The organism is Streptomyces sp. CA-249302 (assembly GCF_050936785.1).
In the GTDB taxonomy this organism is placed as follows: Bacteria; Actinomycetota; Actinomycetes; order Streptomycetales; family Streptomycetaceae; genus Streptomyces.
In genome coordinates this window covers 8,124,392-8,140,763 of the sequence record NZ_JBNJMG010000001.1, presented here as the reverse complement: position 1 = coordinate 8,140,763, position 16,372 = coordinate 8,124,392, and the positions used below count along the sequence as shown (strand labels likewise).

At 69.8% G+C, this 16,372-nt stretch carries 15 protein-coding genes; 5 read left to right on the top strand and 10 right to left on the bottom strand.

Features of this window, described 5'->3' with window-relative positions:
• Positions 1-38: 38 nt before the first annotated feature.
• Positions 39-398: an ArsR/SmtB family transcription factor gene (locus tag ACQEWB_RS36905; protein ID WP_432838900.1), complete on the bottom strand. Its 360-nt coding sequence runs from the start codon at positions 396-398 to the stop codon at positions 39-41.
• 146 nt (positions 399-544) lie between these two features.
• Between ACQEWB_RS36905 and ACQEWB_RS36900 the strand changes: the two genes are divergently transcribed.
• Both ACQEWB_RS36900 and ACQEWB_RS36895 read left to right on the top strand, forming a co-directional pair.
• The gene (locus ACQEWB_RS36900; RefSeq protein WP_432838898.1) at positions 545-1,873 is read left to right on the top strand and encodes an MFS transporter; all 1,329 of its coding nucleotides are present in this window, start codon (positions 545-547) and stop codon (positions 1,871-1,873) included.
• A 308-nt stretch (positions 1,874-2,181) separates the two neighbouring features.
• Positions 2,182-2,931, top strand: a complete 750-nt coding sequence (locus ACQEWB_RS36895) for a methyltransferase domain-containing protein (RefSeq protein WP_432838896.1) — start codon at positions 2,182-2,184, stop codon at positions 2,929-2,931.
• Between the two features lie 82 nt (positions 2,932-3,013).
• Here ACQEWB_RS36895 and ACQEWB_RS36890 read toward each other — a convergent pair whose 3' ends face one another.
• Positions 3,014-3,889, bottom strand: coding sequence for a LysR family transcriptional regulator (locus ACQEWB_RS36890; RefSeq protein ID WP_432838894.1), 876 nt, complete (start codon positions 3,887-3,889; stop codon positions 3,014-3,016).
• Positions 3,890-3,978: 89 nt separating this feature from the next.
• Positions 3,979-4,917, bottom strand: coding sequence for a hypothetical protein (locus tag ACQEWB_RS36885; RefSeq protein WP_432838892.1), 939 nt, complete (start codon positions 4,915-4,917; stop codon positions 3,979-3,981).
• 322 nt (positions 4,918-5,239) lie between these two features.
• Between ACQEWB_RS36885 and ACQEWB_RS36880 the strand changes: the two genes are divergently transcribed.
• Positions 5,240-5,524: a hypothetical protein gene (locus ACQEWB_RS36880; protein WP_432838890.1), complete on the top strand. Its 285-nt coding sequence runs from the start codon at positions 5,240-5,242 to the stop codon at positions 5,522-5,524.
• A 265-nt stretch (positions 5,525-5,789) separates the two neighbouring features.
• On the opposite strand, the gene ACQEWB_RS36875 is transcribed toward ACQEWB_RS36880, so the two are convergent.
• The gene (locus ACQEWB_RS36875) at positions 5,790-7,118 is read right to left on the bottom strand and encodes a class I SAM-dependent RNA methyltransferase (RefSeq protein WP_432838888.1); all 1,329 of its coding nucleotides are present in this window, start codon (positions 7,116-7,118) and stop codon (positions 5,790-5,792) included.
• A gap of 104 nt (positions 7,119-7,222) precedes the next feature.
• Positions 7,223-9,298: an APC family permease gene (locus ACQEWB_RS36870; protein WP_432838886.1), complete on the bottom strand. Its 2,076-nt coding sequence runs from the start codon at positions 9,296-9,298 to the stop codon at positions 7,223-7,225.
• 392 nt (positions 9,299-9,690) lie between these two features.
• On the opposite strand from ACQEWB_RS36870, the gene ACQEWB_RS36865 reads away from it, so the two are divergent.
• The gene (locus ACQEWB_RS36865; protein WP_361270339.1) at positions 9,691-10,362 is read left to right on the top strand and encodes a potassium channel family protein; all 672 of its coding nucleotides are present in this window, start codon (positions 9,691-9,693) and stop codon (positions 10,360-10,362) included.
• On the top strand, positions 10,362-11,039 hold the full coding sequence (locus ACQEWB_RS36860; protein ID WP_432838883.1) for a potassium channel family protein: 678 nt from the start codon (positions 10,362-10,364) through the stop codon (positions 11,037-11,039). The genes ACQEWB_RS36865 and ACQEWB_RS36860 overlap by 1 nt, the downstream gene beginning before the upstream one ends.
• A 67-nt stretch (positions 11,040-11,106) precedes the next feature.
• On the opposite strand, the gene ACQEWB_RS36855 is transcribed toward ACQEWB_RS36860, so the two are convergent.
• From ACQEWB_RS36855 to ACQEWB_RS36835, 5 genes are all read right to left on the bottom strand, one after another.
• Positions 11,107-11,865, bottom strand: a complete 759-nt coding sequence (locus ACQEWB_RS36855; RefSeq protein WP_432838881.1) for a DUF3159 domain-containing protein — start codon at positions 11,863-11,865, stop codon at positions 11,107-11,109.
• Positions 11,866-11,868: 3 nt separating this feature from the next.
• Positions 11,869-12,267 carry an OB-fold nucleic acid binding domain-containing protein gene (locus tag ACQEWB_RS36850; protein WP_432838879.1) on the bottom strand — a complete coding sequence of 133 codons (399 nt, stop codon included), beginning with the start codon at positions 12,265-12,267 and terminating at the stop codon, positions 11,869-11,871.
• Positions 12,268-12,312: 45 nt separating this feature from the next.
• Positions 12,313-12,999, bottom strand: coding sequence for a response regulator (locus ACQEWB_RS36845; RefSeq protein WP_432838877.1), 687 nt, complete (start codon positions 12,997-12,999; stop codon positions 12,313-12,315).
• Positions 12,996-15,551: an ATP-binding protein gene (locus ACQEWB_RS36840; RefSeq protein WP_432838875.1), complete on the bottom strand. Its 2,556-nt coding sequence runs from the start codon at positions 15,549-15,551 to the stop codon at positions 12,996-12,998. The genes ACQEWB_RS36845 and ACQEWB_RS36840 overlap by 4 nt, the downstream gene beginning before the upstream one ends.
• A 124-nt stretch (positions 15,552-15,675) precedes the next feature.
• Complete coding sequence (locus tag ACQEWB_RS36835) at positions 15,676-16,371, bottom strand: ABC transporter ATP-binding protein (RefSeq protein ID WP_432838873.1); 696 nt, start codon at positions 16,369-16,371, stop codon at positions 15,676-15,678.
• Position 16,372: the final 1 nt, after the last annotated feature.

Sequence of the window (16,372 nt, the reverse complement as noted above, 5' to 3'; positions counted from 1 at the left end):
AGTAACCCGTCACGGAGGCCCCGGCCGGCCGATCGCCCTCAGGCGTGCGGCGCCTTGCCGCTCACCCGGTGGTCGGCATGGCTGAGGGCCTCCGTCACCAGCCGGCGCAGATGCCCGTCGCGCAGGCTGTAGTAGATGTGCCGCCCCTCCCTCCGGGTCTCCACCAGCCCGGCGAGCCGCAGCTTCGCCAGGTGCTGGCTCACCCCCGTCCGGGACGCCTCGCACCGCTCGGCCAGCGAGCCGACGTCCGACTCCCCCTGTGCGAGCAGCCACAGCAGATGCAGCCGGGTCGCGTCGGACAGCAGCGCGAACACCCCGGTCGCCTCCGCGAGACGCGCGCTGTCCGGTGGCCGCAGATGCGCATCGGGTGCAGGTGGCAGAGGGTCGCGAGCAGACATGCACACAGGGTAGAGGGGTACGGAGGCGCACGCGGATGCACACAACCCCGCCCCCGAGTCAACATGTGCACAGATGCGCACTCATTGGTACGGTGGACGGGCAGTCTCCCCGCCCCGTCCGGCCCGTCCGGCCCAGGAGCCTCCGCATGCTCTCCGTCCTGCGCAACCGCACCTATCGCCATCTCTTCGCCGCCCAGGTCATCGCCCTGGTCGGCACGGGACTGGCGACGGTCGCGCTCGGCCTGCTCGCTTACGACATCGCGGGCGCCGACGCCGGTTCGGTGCTCGGCACGGCGCTCGCGATCAAGATGACGGCGTACGTGGTGATCGCCCCGGCCATCGGCGCGGTCGCCGACCGGCTGCCGCGCCGGGCCCTGCTGGTGGGCTCGGACCTGACCCGGGCGGGCGTGGCGCTCTGCCTGCCGTTCGTGGACCAGGTCTGGCAGGTCTACGTCCTGATCTTCCTGCTCCAGTCGGCGTCGGCCGCCTTCACGCCCACTTTCCAGGCGGTCGTCCCGGACGTCCTGCCCGCCGAGCGCGACTACACGCAGGCGCTGTCGCTCTCACGCCTCGCCTACGACCTGGAGAGCCTGTTCAGCCCGGCGCTCGCCGCCGCCCTGCTCTCCCTCATCACCTACAACTGGCTGTTCCTGGGCACGGTGGCCGGCTTCCTCGCCTCGGCGACCCTGGTGCTCTCGGCCGTCCTGCCCAAACCCCTCACGGCGTCGGCGCCCCGCGGCGACGGCGTGTACGCGAAGGCCACCGCGGGCACCCGCCTCTTCTTCGCCACCCCACAGCTACGCGCCCTGCTCGTCCTCAACCTGGCCGTGGCGGCGGCGAGCGCGATGGTCACCGTCAACACCGTGGTCTATGTCCGCGACCAGCTGGCGCGCGGCGCGGCGGACGTCTCCCTGGCGCTCGGCGCGTACGGCGCGGGTTCGATGGTCGTCGCGCTCCTGCTGCCCCGCGTGCTCGACCGGGCCTCCGACCGCACGGTGATGCTGTCCGGAGCCCTGCTGCTCACGGTCGTGTTCGCCGGACTCGGGGCCGTGACGGCGGTCGGCAGCTGGCCCGCCCTGCTGCTGACCTGGGCCGCCTTCGGTGCCGCCTGCTCGATGGTGCTGACGCCGACCGGACGGCTGATCCGCCGCTCGGCGCCGCCCGAGGAGCGCACCCAGGCGTTCGCGGCCCAGTTCTCCCTCTCCCACAGCTGCTGGCTGCTGACGTACCCACTGGCCGGATGGCTCGGCGCTGCGGCGGGCCTTCAGGCCGCCGTGATCGCGCTGGGTGCCATCGCCCTGACCGCCGGGCTGCTGGCCCTGCGACTGTGGCCCGCGCGGGTGCGGACGCCCGACGAGCACGAGCACACCGGCCTGTACGACGACCACCCGCACCTCGCGGACGCGGTACGGGTGGGCAGTGGCTGGCGGCACAGCCACTCCCGGCTCGCGGACGGCCTGCACGCTCACCCTTGACGCGCCACCGGCCATCGGCAGCGGCCAGCGCTCCAAGTGCGGGGGCGACCTCGGTGTTCCGACCGGGGCGACGACAACAGCCAAGTGGCATCCGGGATTCTCGTGTCGGACCCAGCGATACATGGGCATCATGGACTTCACCACGCACACGCCCGGTCTTGTGGGGGAAGCAGGTCATCACGGGCGTTCAGGCCTGGTTGGCACGAATCAACAACCGCGGGGCAAACGCCACCGTCACGACGGTGCGTCCGCGCCCGCGGTCTCACGACCCGAGGGGGGAATGCCCGATGAGCTCAACAGGGCGGAGAATGTCGGTATTGAAGTCAGGGGTCAAGCGACTCCTGGGCCGTACCGGATTCGACATAGTACGGAGCACCAACAGCCGGGGCGGAGTGGACGACTTCATCCCGTTCGAGGCGACGATGCGGGCCGCGCGGGCGGCCGATCTGCCCGTCGGCGACTACGTCGACGAGGTCATGAACGGGACGCCGGGCGCCACCCAGTCCACCATCAACGAACTGAGCGCTCTCGACGTCTTCGCCGCCGACCCGGGCACGGTGCTGGAGATCGGCCCCGGGACCGGACGGTACCTGGAGAAGACACTGAAGGAGTGCTCACCCGACCGCTACGAGATCTACGAGACCGCGAAACCCTGGGCCGACTACCTCGTGGACACGTTCGGCGTGGTGGCCCAGCCGACCGCCGGATCCAGCCTCGCCCCGACACCCGACGACAGCGTCGACCTCGTCCAGGCCCACAAGGTCTTCAACACCGTGACCTTCCTCTGCGCCTCCCGCTACTTCTTCGAGATGGCCCGGGTCACGCGACCCGGCGGCCGCATCGTCTTCGACGTCATGACGGAGACCTGCCTCGACCCGGCCACGGTGAGCGCCTGGGCGACGAAGGGCGGCACGGGACACGACTCCTACCCGACCGCGATGCCCCGCCAGACCTGCGTGGACCTCTTCGCGACCCTCGACTGCAGCCTGGAGGCCGGCTTCCTGGCCCCCATGGGCGTCGCCTCCACGGAGGTGCTCGTCTTCCGAAAGAGCGCCTGACACTCAGACCTCACAAGACGCACTCTCACACGTCCAACGCCGCCGCTGCCTACGAGGAACTCGGCACCGGCGGCGCCAGGCGTCAGTCCGGGCCGGGGCCGAGCATGCGACGCGAGAGCTCGGCGAACTGGAGCAGCTCGGGCATGGTCCTGTGCTTGGAGTAGGCCAGCGCGACCATGCGCGGAGCAACGCCCTCCAACGTCAGGTAGACGACGTCGTCACGACGGTAGAAGCCGGCCATTCCGGCCGGCATGACATAGCACCCGGACCCGGACGCCACGGACTCCAGGCATTCCTCGATCGTCGCCGGGAACCGTCCGGTGTCCCCCGGCGCCGGCGGATCGCGCGGGACACGCCCGCGCCATTCCGGTACGTCCCGCGGATCCTGGAGCAACGCCATGTCCCGCAGATCCTCGACATGCACCGCCTTGAGCTCCGCGAACGGATGCTCACCGGACAAGGCCACCACGCGCGGCTCCGGGAAGAGCGGGACCACCTCGAACATGCCCTCCGGCAAGGGCAGTCGGACGTAGCACACGTCGACCCGACCATCGATCAGGAAGTCGACCTGGTCGCTGATCGATGTGTGCACGACCTCGATGTCGAGCTGCGGCGCCATCGCGGCGAACTCCCGAACGATGGGGGTGACGACGACACCCGGCATGAAGCCGATGGCGAACTGGTTCACCTCCCGGTCCGCCATCCGCACCCGCTGCTGCACCGCCTGCGACATCGCCAGCATCGGCCGGGCGTCCTCCAGCAGCTGGTGTCCGGCCCGCGTCAGCACGGTGCCCTGCCGGTCCCGCAGGAAGAGGACCACGCCCAAGTCCTCCTCCAACGCCCGGATCTGACGGCTGAGCGCGGGCTGGGTCATGTAGAGACGGCTCGCCGCCCGCACGAAGCTGCACTCCTCGGCCACGGCCACGAAGTAGCGCACCCGGCGTAAGTCGAGATCCATGAGGCTCATCGTAGCCACACCCGCTTCGGCATATGCCGAGACGACCTCGGAATCGAACAGACAAACGCGCAGACGGCCCTGACGGGATGTCAGGGACCAGTCTCCCGGTTGCGCCAGCTCAGCGAATAGGCCGCCCGGCGGGCACGCATCAACTCTCCGAGAGGTCGATGCTCCGTTGCCGCGATCCAGGGGTTGAAGCTGCTCTTCTCGACCGCCTCGGCCAATTCCCTGTCCGGCGTCTGCCGAGGCACGCACAACCGCGCCACCGTAAGCCACGGCGCGTCCCAGCGGACCGACGAGTTCTCGATCGGCGTACGAGTCTCGTCCTCGAAGAACTGTGCCTGGAGAAGGAATTCCAGATCGTCGTCGGCCAGTCGCCCGTAGATGTCGGCGGCCAGACCCTTGCGGGCTGCTTTGTTGACCCGCGTCGAGGCGGCGCACAGCTTCAGCCGGGCCGCGTAGTCGCCGAACGTGATCGGCATGATGCTGTAGAAGTCATGCGTGGCGAATCCACTGAACGGCTTCACCATGTCCCGGACGTTCGCGACGGCCGTGCGGGTCAGCTGCGGATTCGTTGCGGCCCTACGGAGAGCAGCCGCGGGCCCGCTCGCAGAGAGCTCGACGATCCCGACGACGTCCGCGCTACCGCTGACCCTCAGGGTCTCCTGACTGACCAGGGTGAAGTTCTGCTCGACATCGGCGGACGACGGCGTCGAGGCCCCGAAGACCTTGATCGCGAAACCGCGGATGTCGGGAGCCCGGTCGACGGAGAAGTTCCCGTTGGACAGCCGAACATGTGCGTCAAGAAAAGCGGGAGCGGCAAAAATTCCTTGCCTGGCATGATCAGGAAGATCTTCTCCCACCGCCAAGACCGCCTTCAGGGCGGCCACCTGATTACGGTGCAGCGCTCGCCCGTGGCCATGCTCATTCAGACGCTTGCGTTGCAGTTCACTGAAAACGTGTACCTGTTCCGCATGCTGGACACTCTCGTCCGGCCGAAATATCTCTCGCCACTGAGTGCTCGGCATATTCAGAGACCTCTTCAATGTTACGGCCCTCCGTCAGGCGGAGAGCGGTCACGGGGGTGTTGTGTGTTCGCGCACAGCCAGGACAGTCGCGTCGACTCCGCCGAGCATTGCGGCCCACGACTCGTCACGCCAATGCCGATTGCCGAAGCCGTCATGCCGATCGGGCATGACGTCAGCAAAGGGCGGTACAAACAGGGACTTCATGTCCGCAGGAGCCGCGCCGCTTCTCCGTACCAATTCGGCTGAACAGCTCGAGAGGAACACCAGCACATGAAATCCATCGCTCGAATCAAAGCGCTGGCGGCTGCGCGCGAAGCCGACGGTGGTCCTGGTCCACGGGGCTTTCGCCGACTCCTCAAGCTGGAACAGCGAGATCGGCTACCTACGACAGCACTGCTACCAGGTCTACGCGACGCGGGAGAACTTCCGCGCCGTCCCCCTCCCCGGCGGTGACACCGACGTCTACCTCAAGGCCGACAAGTTCGGGACCGTGTACGGCAACGGGCTGCCGAAGGCGGCCATCACGACCGCGGACCACGCCGTGCCGACGGCCGCCCAGAAGTTCGGCGCCGAGCGAGTGGGCGCCCACGCCATCTCCGTGCGCTGATTGAACCCAGCGGTGAGGCGAACTGTCGACCCCGGAAAGGGCGGCGTCCCTCACGCGGCGATCGTCAACAGCGCCTCCAAACCGCCGTGTGGTCCGGTGCAGAAGCCGAGCAGGCACATCGTCCGCCAAGGCGTTGCGTCAGTTCATGGTCCCGGTCAGCCGGCGTTGCGGGTCACAGGGCCACCTGCTCCCTTCCGCGGAATCTGACCGGCAGGAGCTGCGCAACATCCTCTGCCCTCGCATGCGCACGCACAAAAACCGCAGCTCAGGAACCCTTCGCGACCGGCTCCAGAATCGCCACGCACTCCACATGATGAGTCATCGGAAACAGATCGAACGCCCGCAACATCCGCACCCGATAACCCCCCTCCCGGAAATACCCCAAATCCCGAGCCAACGCCGCCGGATCGCAAGCCACATAAGCGATCCGCCGTGCCCTCAACGACGCCAGATGCTCCACCGTCTTCCGCCCCGCCCCCGCCCGCGGCGGATCCAGGACGATCAGGTCGACCTCCGTGATACCGGTACGCGGCAGGACCGACTCCACCTTGCCCTGTTCGATCCGCACCCGTTCGAAGTCCGCGAGGTTGTGCCGCGCGTCCTCCACCGCCCGCTTCCCGGACTCAATGCCGAGCACCGCACCCTTGTCGCCGAGCCGGTCGGCCAGTGCCCCCGCGAACAGGCCCACCCCGCAGTACAGGTCGAGCGCCATGTCGCCCTTGCGCGGCAGCAGGCCCTGCATGACGGCCTTGACGAGGGTGTCCGCCGCCATCGGGTGGACCTGCCAGAAGCCGCCGCTGCCCACCCGGTGCGTACGGCCGTCGGCCCGCTCACGCACGAACGCGCGCCCGTGCACACGGTGGATGCCGCCGTCCTTCTCCTCGACCCGCATCACGGAGACCGGCTTGTCCAGCTCGACCAGAGGCAGCCGGGCGCCCGGGCGGGGCTCCAGGATCACCATCCGGTCCTGGGAGCCCGTCGCGGCGATCGCCTCCACCGACGCCATCCCGGACCAGTCGCGCTCCTCGATCCCCAGCTCGCTCACGCCCGGCGCCGCGATCATGCAGTGCTCGACCGGCTCGACCTCGTGCGAGCGGTGCCGGCGCAGACCGGCGCGGCCGTCCGGGGACACCGCGTACTGGACCCGCGTACGCCACGCAGGCACCTCGCCCGCCGGCAGCTTGTCGCCCTCGGCCGGCATCACCGTGCCGTCCCAGCCGACGTCCTCCGGCGTCAGCCCCGCCAGCCGCTGCAACTGCTCGGCGATCACCTCGCCCTTGAGCCGCCGCTGCGCCCCCGGCTTGGCGTGCTGCCAGTCGCAGCCGCCGCAGCGGCCCGGACCGGCGTAGGGGCAGGGCGCCTCGATGCGGTCCTTGGACGGCGACAACACCGACACCGCGTCCGCGCGCAGGAAGCGCGCGCCTTCCTCGCCCTCCGTCACCCGCGCCACGACCCGCTCACCGGGCAGCGCGTGCCGGACGAAGAGGACCTGGCCCTCGGCGGTACGGGCGATGCAGTGCCCGCCGTGTGCGACGGGCCCGACCTCGACCTCGTACTCCTGCCCCACCAGCGATTTCTTCGGTTCTGCCTGCATGGTGGGGTGACTCCAGGGTTGAGAGAGAACAGGGGGAAAGGACAACGGCCGGACAACAGCCCACCAGTCTACGTGGGTGTCGTCCGGCCGCCGACCGGTGAACCTCAGCCCTTGCCGCCGCCCGACGAGCCCGCCGTGCCCGAGGGCTCCTTCGGCCGGCCCTGGTCGGCCGGACCGCGCCGGACCGAACCCGGCGCGTTCCACTCCTGCCGCTTGCGGGCGCGGTTCTTCGCGGCCTCGGAGGACTCCAGCTGGTAGGGCACGGACGTCACCATGACACCCGGCGTGAACAGCAGCCGGCCCTTCAGCCGCAGCGCGCTCTGGTTGTGCAGCAGGTGCTCGTACCAGTGGCCGACCACGTACTCGGGGATGATCACGGACACCGCGTCGCGCGGCGACTCCTTCCGCAGCCCCTTCACGTACTCGATGATCGGCCGGGTGATCTCGCGGTACGGCGAGTCCAGCACCTTCAGCGGTACGTCGATGCCGCGCCGTTCCCACTCCTCGCGCAGCGCCTTGGTCTCCGCCGGGTCGACGTTGACGGTGAGCGCCTCCAGGGTGTCGGAGCGCATCAGCTTGGCGTAGGCGAGGGCGCGGAGCGTGGGGCGGTGGATCTTGGAGATCAGCACGAGGGAGTGCACGCGGGACGGCCGTACGCTGTCGTCGCTCGGGCCCTCGGGTGCCGCGATCTCGGAGGCCACCCGGTCGTAGTGCTTACGGATCGCCGTCATCGTCGCGTAGAAGATGACCATGCCGAGCAGGGCGACCCAGGCACCGTGCGTGAACTTGGTGACCAGCACGACGACCAGCACCAGGCCGGTGAAGAAGGCGCCGAAGGTGTTGATCGCGCGGGAGCGCACCATGTGGCGGCGCTTGGCGGGGTCCTTCTCGACCGCCAGGTGGCGGTTCCAGTGCCGGACCATGCCGGTCTGGCTGAGCGTGAAGGAGACGAACACGCCGACGATGTAGAGCTGGATGAGGCGGGTGGAGTCCGCGCCGTAGATCACCGTCAGCAGGGTGGCCGCGCCGGCCAGGAGCACGATGCCGTTGGAGAAGGCCAGGCGGTCGCCGCGGGTGTGCAGCTGGCGGGGGAGGTAGCGGTCCTGGGCGAGGATCGAGCCGAGCACCGGGAAGCCGTTGTACGCGGTGTTGGCCGCCAGGAACAGGACCAGCGCGGTGGCCGCCGCGAGGACCACGAAGAAGAAGCTGCCCTTGCCGAAGACGGCCTCGGCGACCTGGGTGATCACCGGGTTCTGGACGTAGTCGGCGCCGACCCCGATGCCGTTCTTGAGCAGGTCGGTGGCCGGGTTCTCGGCCATCCGGACCTTGGTCGTCAGGGCGAGGACGATGATGCCGCAGAACATGGTGACGGCGAGCAGGCCCATCGCGGCGAGCGTGGTCGCCGCGTTCTTCGACTTGGGCTTGCGGAAGGCCGGGACGCCGTTGGAGATCGCCTCGACGCCGGTGAGCGCGGCACAGCCGGAGGAGAAGGCGCGCAGCATCAGGAAGACCAGCGCGAAGCCCGCGAGGCCCTGGTGCTCGGCCTTGATCGTGTACTGGGCCGTCGGCGCGCGCATGGTGTCGTCGAGCACCAGTCCGCGGAAGGCGCCCCACGCGATCATGATGAAGACGCCGCCGACGAAGACGTACGTCGGAATCGCGAACAGCTTGCCGGACTCCTTGACGCCCCGCAGGTTCATCAGCGTGAGCAGCACGATCACGGCAACGGCGCAGAGCACCTTGTGCTCGACCACGAACGGCACCGCCGAGCCGAGGTTCTCGATGCCGGAGGCGATCGAGACGGCGACGGTGAGGACGTAGTCGACCAGCAGGGCGCTGGCGACGGTGAGGCCGGCCCGGGGGCCGAGGTTGGTCGTCGCCACCTCGTAGTCGCCGCCGCCGCTGGGGTAGGCGTGCACGTTCTGCCGGTAGGAGGCGACCACGGTGAACATCAGCACGACCACCGCGAGGGCGATCCAGGGGCTGAAGTGGTACGCCGACACGCCCGCGATGGACAGGACCAGCAGCACCTCTCCGGGGGCGTAGGCCACGGAGGACAGCGGGTCGGAGGCGAAGACGGGGAGGGCGATGCGCTTCGGCAGGAGCGTTTCGCCCAGCCGGTCACTGCGCAGTGCGCGCCCGATCAAGATCCGTTTGGGCACGTCGGTCAGTTTGGACACAACAGAGAATCGTAGGCGTTCGAACGGGTGCCCAACCACCCACCACCCCGCATCTGCTCTCCGAGTGAAATCACCCCCCGCTCCGGCTGCGGATTCCGCAGCTCAGCGCGCCCGCATGCCTATATGACAAAACCCCGCCCGTTTTCGCGGCCGTTGCCGCACCCCGGAGGTCCCATGCACGCCACCGCCGAACTGATCGGCGCCGTCGCGACCCTCGTCGGCCTCGGAATCCTGACACTTGTGAGCATCCGCAGCATCAGCCGTCGCTGAGAACTCCCTGTGCACGGCAACCGTGCACAGGGCTGCCTACGTCCTACCGCGCGTGTGTAGCTTGGGCGTCGGTCTGAGACCCTGATCTGAGCAGTAGTTTTCGGTCATTCGGAAGGACGGTCGTGCACATCGTCATCATGGGCTGCGGAAGAGTGGGTTCCGCTCTGGCCCAGACACTGGAGCAACAGGGGCACACGGTCGCGGTGATCGACCAGGACCCCACGGCCTTCCGGCGTCTCGGCCCCGGGTTCGGTGGCCGTCGCGTGACCGGCATCGGCTTCGACCAGGACACCCTGCGCGAGGCCGGCATCGAGGAGGCGGGCGCCTTCGCCGCCGTCTCCAGCGGCGACAACTCCAACATCATCTCGGCCCGGGTGGCCCGCGAGATGTTCGGCGTGGAGAACGTCGCGGCCCGTATCTACGACCCGCGTCGTGCCGAGGTCTACCAGCGCCTGGGCATCCCCACCGTCGCGACGGTCCGCTGGACGGCCGACCAGATGCTGCGCCGGCTGCTCCCCTCGGGCGCCGAGCCGCTGTGGCGCGACCCCACCGGTGGCGTCCAGCTCGCCGAGGTGCACGCCTCCGCGGCCTGGGTCGGTCACAAGATCAGCAAGCTGCAGGAGGAGACGGGCGTCCGTGTGGCGTTCCTGACCCGGCTCGGCGAAGCGATCCTGCCCACCTCCCAGACGGTGCTGCAGGAAGGCGACCTGGTGCACGTGATGATGCGCACCGACGAGGTCGACAAGGTCGAGGCGTCCTTCGCCAAGGGTCCCGAAGAGGAGGGCGGTCACTGATGAGGGTCGCCATTGCCGGTGCCGGCGCGGTCGGCCGCTCGATCGCGGGCGAGCTGCTGGAGAACGGTCACGAGATCCTGCTCATCGACAAGGCGCCGACCGCCATCTCGGTCGAGCGCGTCCCCCAGGCGGAGTGGCTGCTGGCCGACGCCTGCGAGATCACGTCGTTGGACGAGGCCGCGCTCCAGCGCTGCAACGTCGTCATCGCCGCGACCGGCGACGACAAGGTGAACCTGGTCGTCTCGCTCCTGGCGAAGACGGAGTACGGCGTCCCGCGCGTCGTCGCCCGCGTCAACAACCCCAAGAACGAGTGGCTCTTCAACGAGTCCTGGGGCGTCGACGTCGCCGTCTCCACCCCGCGCCTGATGTCCGCCCTGGTCGAGGAGGCGGTCTCGGTCGGCGACCTGGTCCGCCTGCTCCGCTTCAGCCACGGGGACGCGAACCTGGTCGAACTGACCCTCCCGGAGGAGTCGGCGCTGGCCGGCACCCAGGTGGGCGACGTGGAATGGCCCGAGGACACGTCCCTGGTCACCATCATCCGCGGCACCCGCGTCCTCACCCCCACCCGCGACGACTCCCTGGAACCGGGCGACGAACTCCTGTTCGTCGCCGCCCAGGCAAGGGAGGAACAGCTGGAGGACCTGCTGTCGGTGCGGCGCGAGGACGCGGCGGGTTAGGCACTGCGGTTACGACGATGAGGGGCGCCCCGCACTCACGGGGCGCCCCTCATCGTCGTACCGCTGACTACGCCTCTCGGCGGTGGCGTCCGCCGGTCGGCTCACCCTGCTCTGCCGCGAGCGCCGCCTTGCGCTCCTTCTCGGCCTGTTCCTCCGCCTCCATCTCGGCGAAGACGTCGATCGGCGCGGGCGCCTTCGCCAGGAATACCCAGGTCAGCCAAACCGCCAGCAGGAAGGGCGGGATCTTGAGGGCGATCAGGACCCAGCCGAGCTGAGCCGTGTTCGCCCACCAGTACAGCGGGAAGAGGATCGCGCACTTGGCGAGAAGGATCAGACCCCAGGCCCAACTGGCCTTCGCGTACGCCTTCTTGCGGCCGGGGTTGCGGGTGCGCCAGGAGAGGTTCTCCTTGAAGACCGGGCCGAGGATCAGGCCCATCAGCGGCATTCCGGCGAGCGTCGTGATGATGTACGCCAGGGCCAGACCCAGCGTGTAGAGCATGCCGGGGAGGTAGAAGTTCTTGGCGTTGCCCGTCATCATCGCGAACACGACACCGAAGGCGACGCCGAAGACCCCGCTGAAGGCGTGCTTGACGGTGTCCCGCATGGCCAGCCGCACCACGACCAGCACCAGCGACACGGCGAGGGCGGCGATCGCCGACCAGTGCAGGTCCTTGTTGATCGTGAAGATCGTGACGAAGAGGAGGCCGGGCAGCACCGTCTCGACCATGCCCCGCACGCCGCCGAACGCCTCGAACAGGGCTGCCTCGGTCACCGCCCGGGCATCGTCGGCAGACGTGTCCTCCGTCGGCTTGTCGAGCGACGTCACCGGCTACTCCCGTCCGAGGGGTCTCAGTTCGTACTTCGGGTTGAACAGCACCCGGCGGCCTCTGCTCATCGAGATCCGGCCCGATGCGATCAGCTTGCGCCCCGGTTCTATGCCCACGATGGAGCGTCTGCCGAGCCACACCACGTCCAGCGCGGCGGAGCCGTCGAACAGCTCGGCCTCCAGGGCCGGGACGCCCGCCCGCGGCCGCAGGGTGACCGTGCGCAAGGTACCAGTAACCGTGACGATCTGGCGGTCGTGGCAGTCACCGATGCGCACGCAGCCCGCCGTCTCGGCGTCCTCCCGCAGCTCCTCCGACTCCAGGTCCTCCTGCGACGTGGAGAGCCGGTCGAGCATGCGCCGGAACCGGCCCACCGGCTTTTCGGAACGAGGAACAGCACTCATGTCTGAAGCGTACCGGGGTGCACTGACACGTTCGTACCCGCGGGCCTAGCGCTCGAACCGGTAACCCATCCCCGGCTCCGTGACGAAGTGCTTGGGGTGCGAGGGGTCCGCCTCCAGCTTCCTGCGCAGTTGCGCCATGTAGACCCGGAGGTAGTTGGTCTCGGTCCCGTATGACGGACCCCACACCTCCTGGAGCAGCTGCTTCTGGCTCACCAGCCGGCCCGTGTTGCGGACCAGCACCTCCAGCAGATGCCACTCGGTGGGCGTCAGCCGTACGTCCCGGCCGTCCCGGTTGACCTTCTTCGCGGCCAGGTCGACGGTGAACTCCTCGGTCTCCACGAGGGTCACCTCGTCGTCCCCGGCCCCGACCGGCTCGGCACGCCGGACGGCGGCCCGCAGCCGGGCCAGCAGCTCGTCCATGCCGAAGGGCTTGGTGACGTAGTCGTCGGCGCCCGCGTCCAGCGCCTCGACCTTCTCGTCGGAGGTGTGCCGGGCGGAAAGGACCAGGATCGGCACCCGCGTCCAGCCGCGCAGGCCCCGGATCACCTCGACGCCGTCCATGTCGGGCAGGCCCAGGTCGAGGACGACCACGTCGGGGTGGCGGGCGGCGGCGAGCTGGAGGGCGGTGGCACCGTCGTGGGCCGCGTCGACCTCGTACTTGCGCGCCTTGAGGTTGATCACGAGGGCGCGCACGATCTGCGGCTCGTCGTCAATGACCAACACGCGGGTCATGTGACCTGCCTTTCGGGTTGTGCCAGGGCGGCGCCGTCGTCGAAGACTTCCGCGCGCGATCCTTCCGCGCGCAGGGTGAGCACCATGGTGAGGCCGCCGCCGGGCGTGTCCTCGGCGTTGAGGGTGCCGCCCATGGCCTCGGCGAAGCCCCGGGCGACCGCGAGGCCGAGTCCGACTCCGGCGCCGCGCGGGGCGTCGCCGTAGCGCTGGAAGGGGGCGAAGATACGCTCCTTGGCCTCGTCGGGGACGCCGGGGCCACGGTCGACGACCCGCACCTCGACGCGGTCGGCGATGGCACTGGCGGCCACCAGGACCGGCTTGCCCGCCGGGCTGTACTTGACCGCGTTCTCGACCAGGTTGGCCACCGACCGCTCCAGCAGCCCCGGGTCGACGGCGACCATGGGCAGCGTCTCCGGCACGTCCAGGTCGACGCTGTCCTCGGGCACCCCGACCAGCGCCATGGGCACCACCTCGTCGAGGTCGACCTCGCGGATCAGCGGGGTGACCGTGCCGGTCTGCAGCCGGGACATGTCGAGCAGGTTCCCGACCAGGTGGTCGAGCCGGTCGGCGCCCTCCTCGATGCCCGCCAGGAGCTCCGCCTGGTCCTCCTCGGACCACGCCACGTCGTCCGACCGCAGGGACGAGACGGCCGCCTTGATCCCCGCGAGCGGAGTCCGCAGATCATGGCTTACGGCGGCCAGCAGAGCCGTCCGGATCCGGTTGCCCTCGGCCAGCGCCCGCGCCCGGTCGGCCTCCTCCTGGAGGCGCCGCCGGTCCAGTACGACGGCGGCCTGGGCGGCGAACGCGGCCAGCACCCGGCGGTCCTCGGCGGGCAGCACCCGGCCGGTCAGCGCGAGGGCCATGTGGTCGCCCACCGGGACGTCCACGTCGGCGTCCTCGGGCCGCTCGACGGCGCTGCCGGGCCCGGCGCGGCCCGCGCAGGTCCACGGGTCGTGTTCGCCCGCCCGCTCCAGCAGGGCCGCCGACTCCATGCCGAAGGTCTCCCGGACCCGCTCCAGGAGGTCCTCCAGGCCGGTCTCGCCGCGCAGCACGTTGCCGGCGAGGAAGGACAGGATCTCCGACTCGGCGCGCAGCCGGGCCGCCTGGTGGGTGCGGCGGGCGGCGAGGTCGACGACCGAGGCCACCGAGATGCCGACGCCGACGAAGATCACGATGGCGACGATGTTCTTGGGGTCGGCGATGGTGAAGCGGTGCAGGGGCGGTGTGTAGAAGTAGTTCAGCAGCAGGGAGCCCACCGCGGCCGAGGCCAGCGCGGGCAGCAGTCCGCCGAGCAGGGCGGCCGCGACCGTCACCGCCAGGAACAGCAGCATGTCGTTGGCGAGGCCGAGGTCGACGGTGCTCAGGAGCACCGCCATGAGGGCCGGTCCGCCGACGCCGACCACCCAGCCCCAGATGATCCGGGACCGGCCGAGCCGGGCGCCCCGGGCCACCGGCAGCCCGCGCCCCTTGCCGGCCTCGCCGTGGGTGATCAGGTGGACGTCGAGGTCGGGCCCCGAGTCCCGGGCGACGCTCGCGCCGACGCCCGGTCCGAACACGTACTGCCAGCTCTTGCGCCGGGAGACGCCGAGCACGATCTGGGTGGCGTTGACCCCGCGCGCGAAGGCGAGCAGCGCGGCCGGTATGTCGTCGCCGACGACATGGTGGAAGGTGCCGCCGAGGTCCTCGACGAGGGTGCGCTGGACGGCGAGTTCCTTCGGGGAGGCGGAGGTCAGCCCGTCGCTGCTGGCTATGTAGACGGCCAGGACCTCGCCGCCGGCACCCTTCTCGGCGAGCCGCGCGGCCCGGCGGATCAGCGTGCGCCCCTCCGGCCCGCCGGTGAGCCCGACCACGATCCGTTCCCGTGAGCCCCAGATCTTCGACACCCGGTGCTCGCTGCGGTACTCGTTCAGGTACTCGTCGACGCGGTCGGCGACCCACAGCAGCGCCAGCTCGCGCAGGGCGGTGAGGTTGCCGGGGCGGAAGTAGTTCGAGAGGGCCGCGTCGACCTTGTCGGGCTGGTAGATGTTCCCGTGCGCCATACGGCGTCTGAGCGCCTCCGGCGACATGTCGACAAGCTCGATCTGGTCGGCCCGCCGCACCACCTCGTCCGGCACGGTCTCCCGCTGCCGTACACCGGTGATCGACTCGACGACGTCCCCCAGCGATTCGAGGTGCTGGATGTTGACCGTCGAGACGACGTCGATGCCGGCCGCGAGCAGCTCCTCCACGTCCTGCCAGCGCCTGGCGTTGCGGGAGCCCGGGATGTTGGTGTGGGCGAGCTCGTCGACCAGGGCGACCGCGGGGGCGCGGCGCAGCACGGCGTCCACGTCCATCTCGGTGAAGACGGCCCCGCGGTACTCCAGCTCCCGGCGCGGGACCTGTTCCAGGCCGTGCAGCATCACCTCGGTGCGCGGCCGGCCGTGGTGCTCCACGAAGCCGACGACACAGTCGGTGCCCCGCTCCACGCGCCGGTGCGCCTCGGAGAGCATGGCGTACGTCTTGCCGACGCCCGGTGCCGCACCGAGGTAGATCCGAAGCTTGCCGCGTCCCATGGCCCCTATTGTCTTCCGGTCACTGCTGCCTACGCAGCGTCGACCTTACGGCCAACAATCACGACATAAGGGGTCGGGCGGGGGCTCGGGGCTCTCTTTGACGGAACTCTGACGCCGGCCTTGCTCAGTGCTCGACGATCTCCCCGTCGCTCAGCTCCAGCACCCGGTCGGCCAGGTCCAGCAGGGTCGCGTCGTGGGTGGCGACCAGGGCGGTGACCTGCTCGCTGTGGACGACGGCGCGCAGCAGCTCCATCACCGCGTGCCCGGTCTCCGCGTCCAGCTGGCCGGTCGGCTCGTCGGCGACCAGGAGCGCGGGGCTGTTGGCGAGGGCGCGGGCGATGGCTACGCGCTGCTGCTGGCCGCCGGAGAGCTCACCGGGCCGCTGCTTCGCGTGGTCGGCGAGCCCGACCAGGGCGAGCAGCAGCTCGACCCGCTCCTCGCGCTCGCGGACGTCCGCCTTGCGCAGCCGCATCGGGACACCGACGTTCTCGGCGGCGGTGAGGATCGGGATCAGCCCGAAGGACTGGAAGACGAACCCGATCCGGTCCCGGCGCAGCGCGAGCAGCCCGTCCTCGCCGAGCCGCGACAGCTCCTGCCCGTCGACGCTCACCCGCCCCTGGTCGGGTACGTCGAGTCCGCCGACGATGTTGAGCAGGGTCGTCTTGCCCGATCCCGACCGCCCCTTGAGGGCGACGAGTTCGCCGCGCGGGACCTCGAAGGAGACACCGCGCAGGGCGTGCACGGCGGCCGCTCCATGGCCGTACGACTTGTGGATGTTCTCGACGCGCACCATGGTCTCGGTGACCACCTGGCTGCTCATG

Coding starts and splice junctions, on each gene's coding strand:
- ACQEWB_RS36845 (WP_432838877.1), bottom strand. CDS start 12,999: ATGACCCGCGTGTTGGTCATTGACGACGAGCCGCAGATCGTGCGCGCC.
- ACQEWB_RS36840 (WP_432838875.1), bottom strand. CDS start 15,551: ATGGGACGCGGCAAGCTTCGGATCTACCTCGGTGCGGCACCGGGCGTC.
- ACQEWB_RS36905 (WP_432838900.1), bottom strand. CDS start 398: ATGTCTGCTCGCGACCCTCTGCCACCTGCACCCGATGCGCATCTGCGG.
- ACQEWB_RS36895 (WP_432838896.1), top strand. CDS start 2,182: ATGTCGGTATTGAAGTCAGGGGTCAAGCGACTCCTGGGCCGTACCGGA.
- ACQEWB_RS36885 (WP_432838892.1), bottom strand. CDS start 4,917: ATGCCGAGCACTCAGTGGCGAGAGATATTTCGGCCGGACGAGAGTGTC.
- ACQEWB_RS36890 (WP_432838894.1), bottom strand. CDS start 3,889: ATGGATCTCGACTTACGCCGGGTGCGCTACTTCGTGGCCGTGGCCGAG.
- ACQEWB_RS36835 (WP_432838873.1), bottom strand. CDS start 16,371: ATGAGCAGCCAGGTGGTCACCGAGACCATGGTGCGCGTCGAGAACATC.
- ACQEWB_RS36860 (WP_432838883.1), top strand. CDS start 10,362: ATGAGGGTCGCCATTGCCGGTGCCGGCGCGGTCGGCCGCTCGATCGCG.
- ACQEWB_RS36875 (WP_432838888.1), bottom strand. CDS start 7,118: ATGCAGGCAGAACCGAAGAAATCGCTGGTGGGGCAGGAGTACGAGGTC.
- ACQEWB_RS36900 (WP_432838898.1), top strand. CDS start 545: ATGCTCTCCGTCCTGCGCAACCGCACCTATCGCCATCTCTTCGCCGCC.
- ACQEWB_RS36850 (WP_432838879.1), bottom strand. CDS start 12,267: ATGAGTGCTGTTCCTCGTTCCGAAAAGCCGGTGGGCCGGTTCCGGCGC.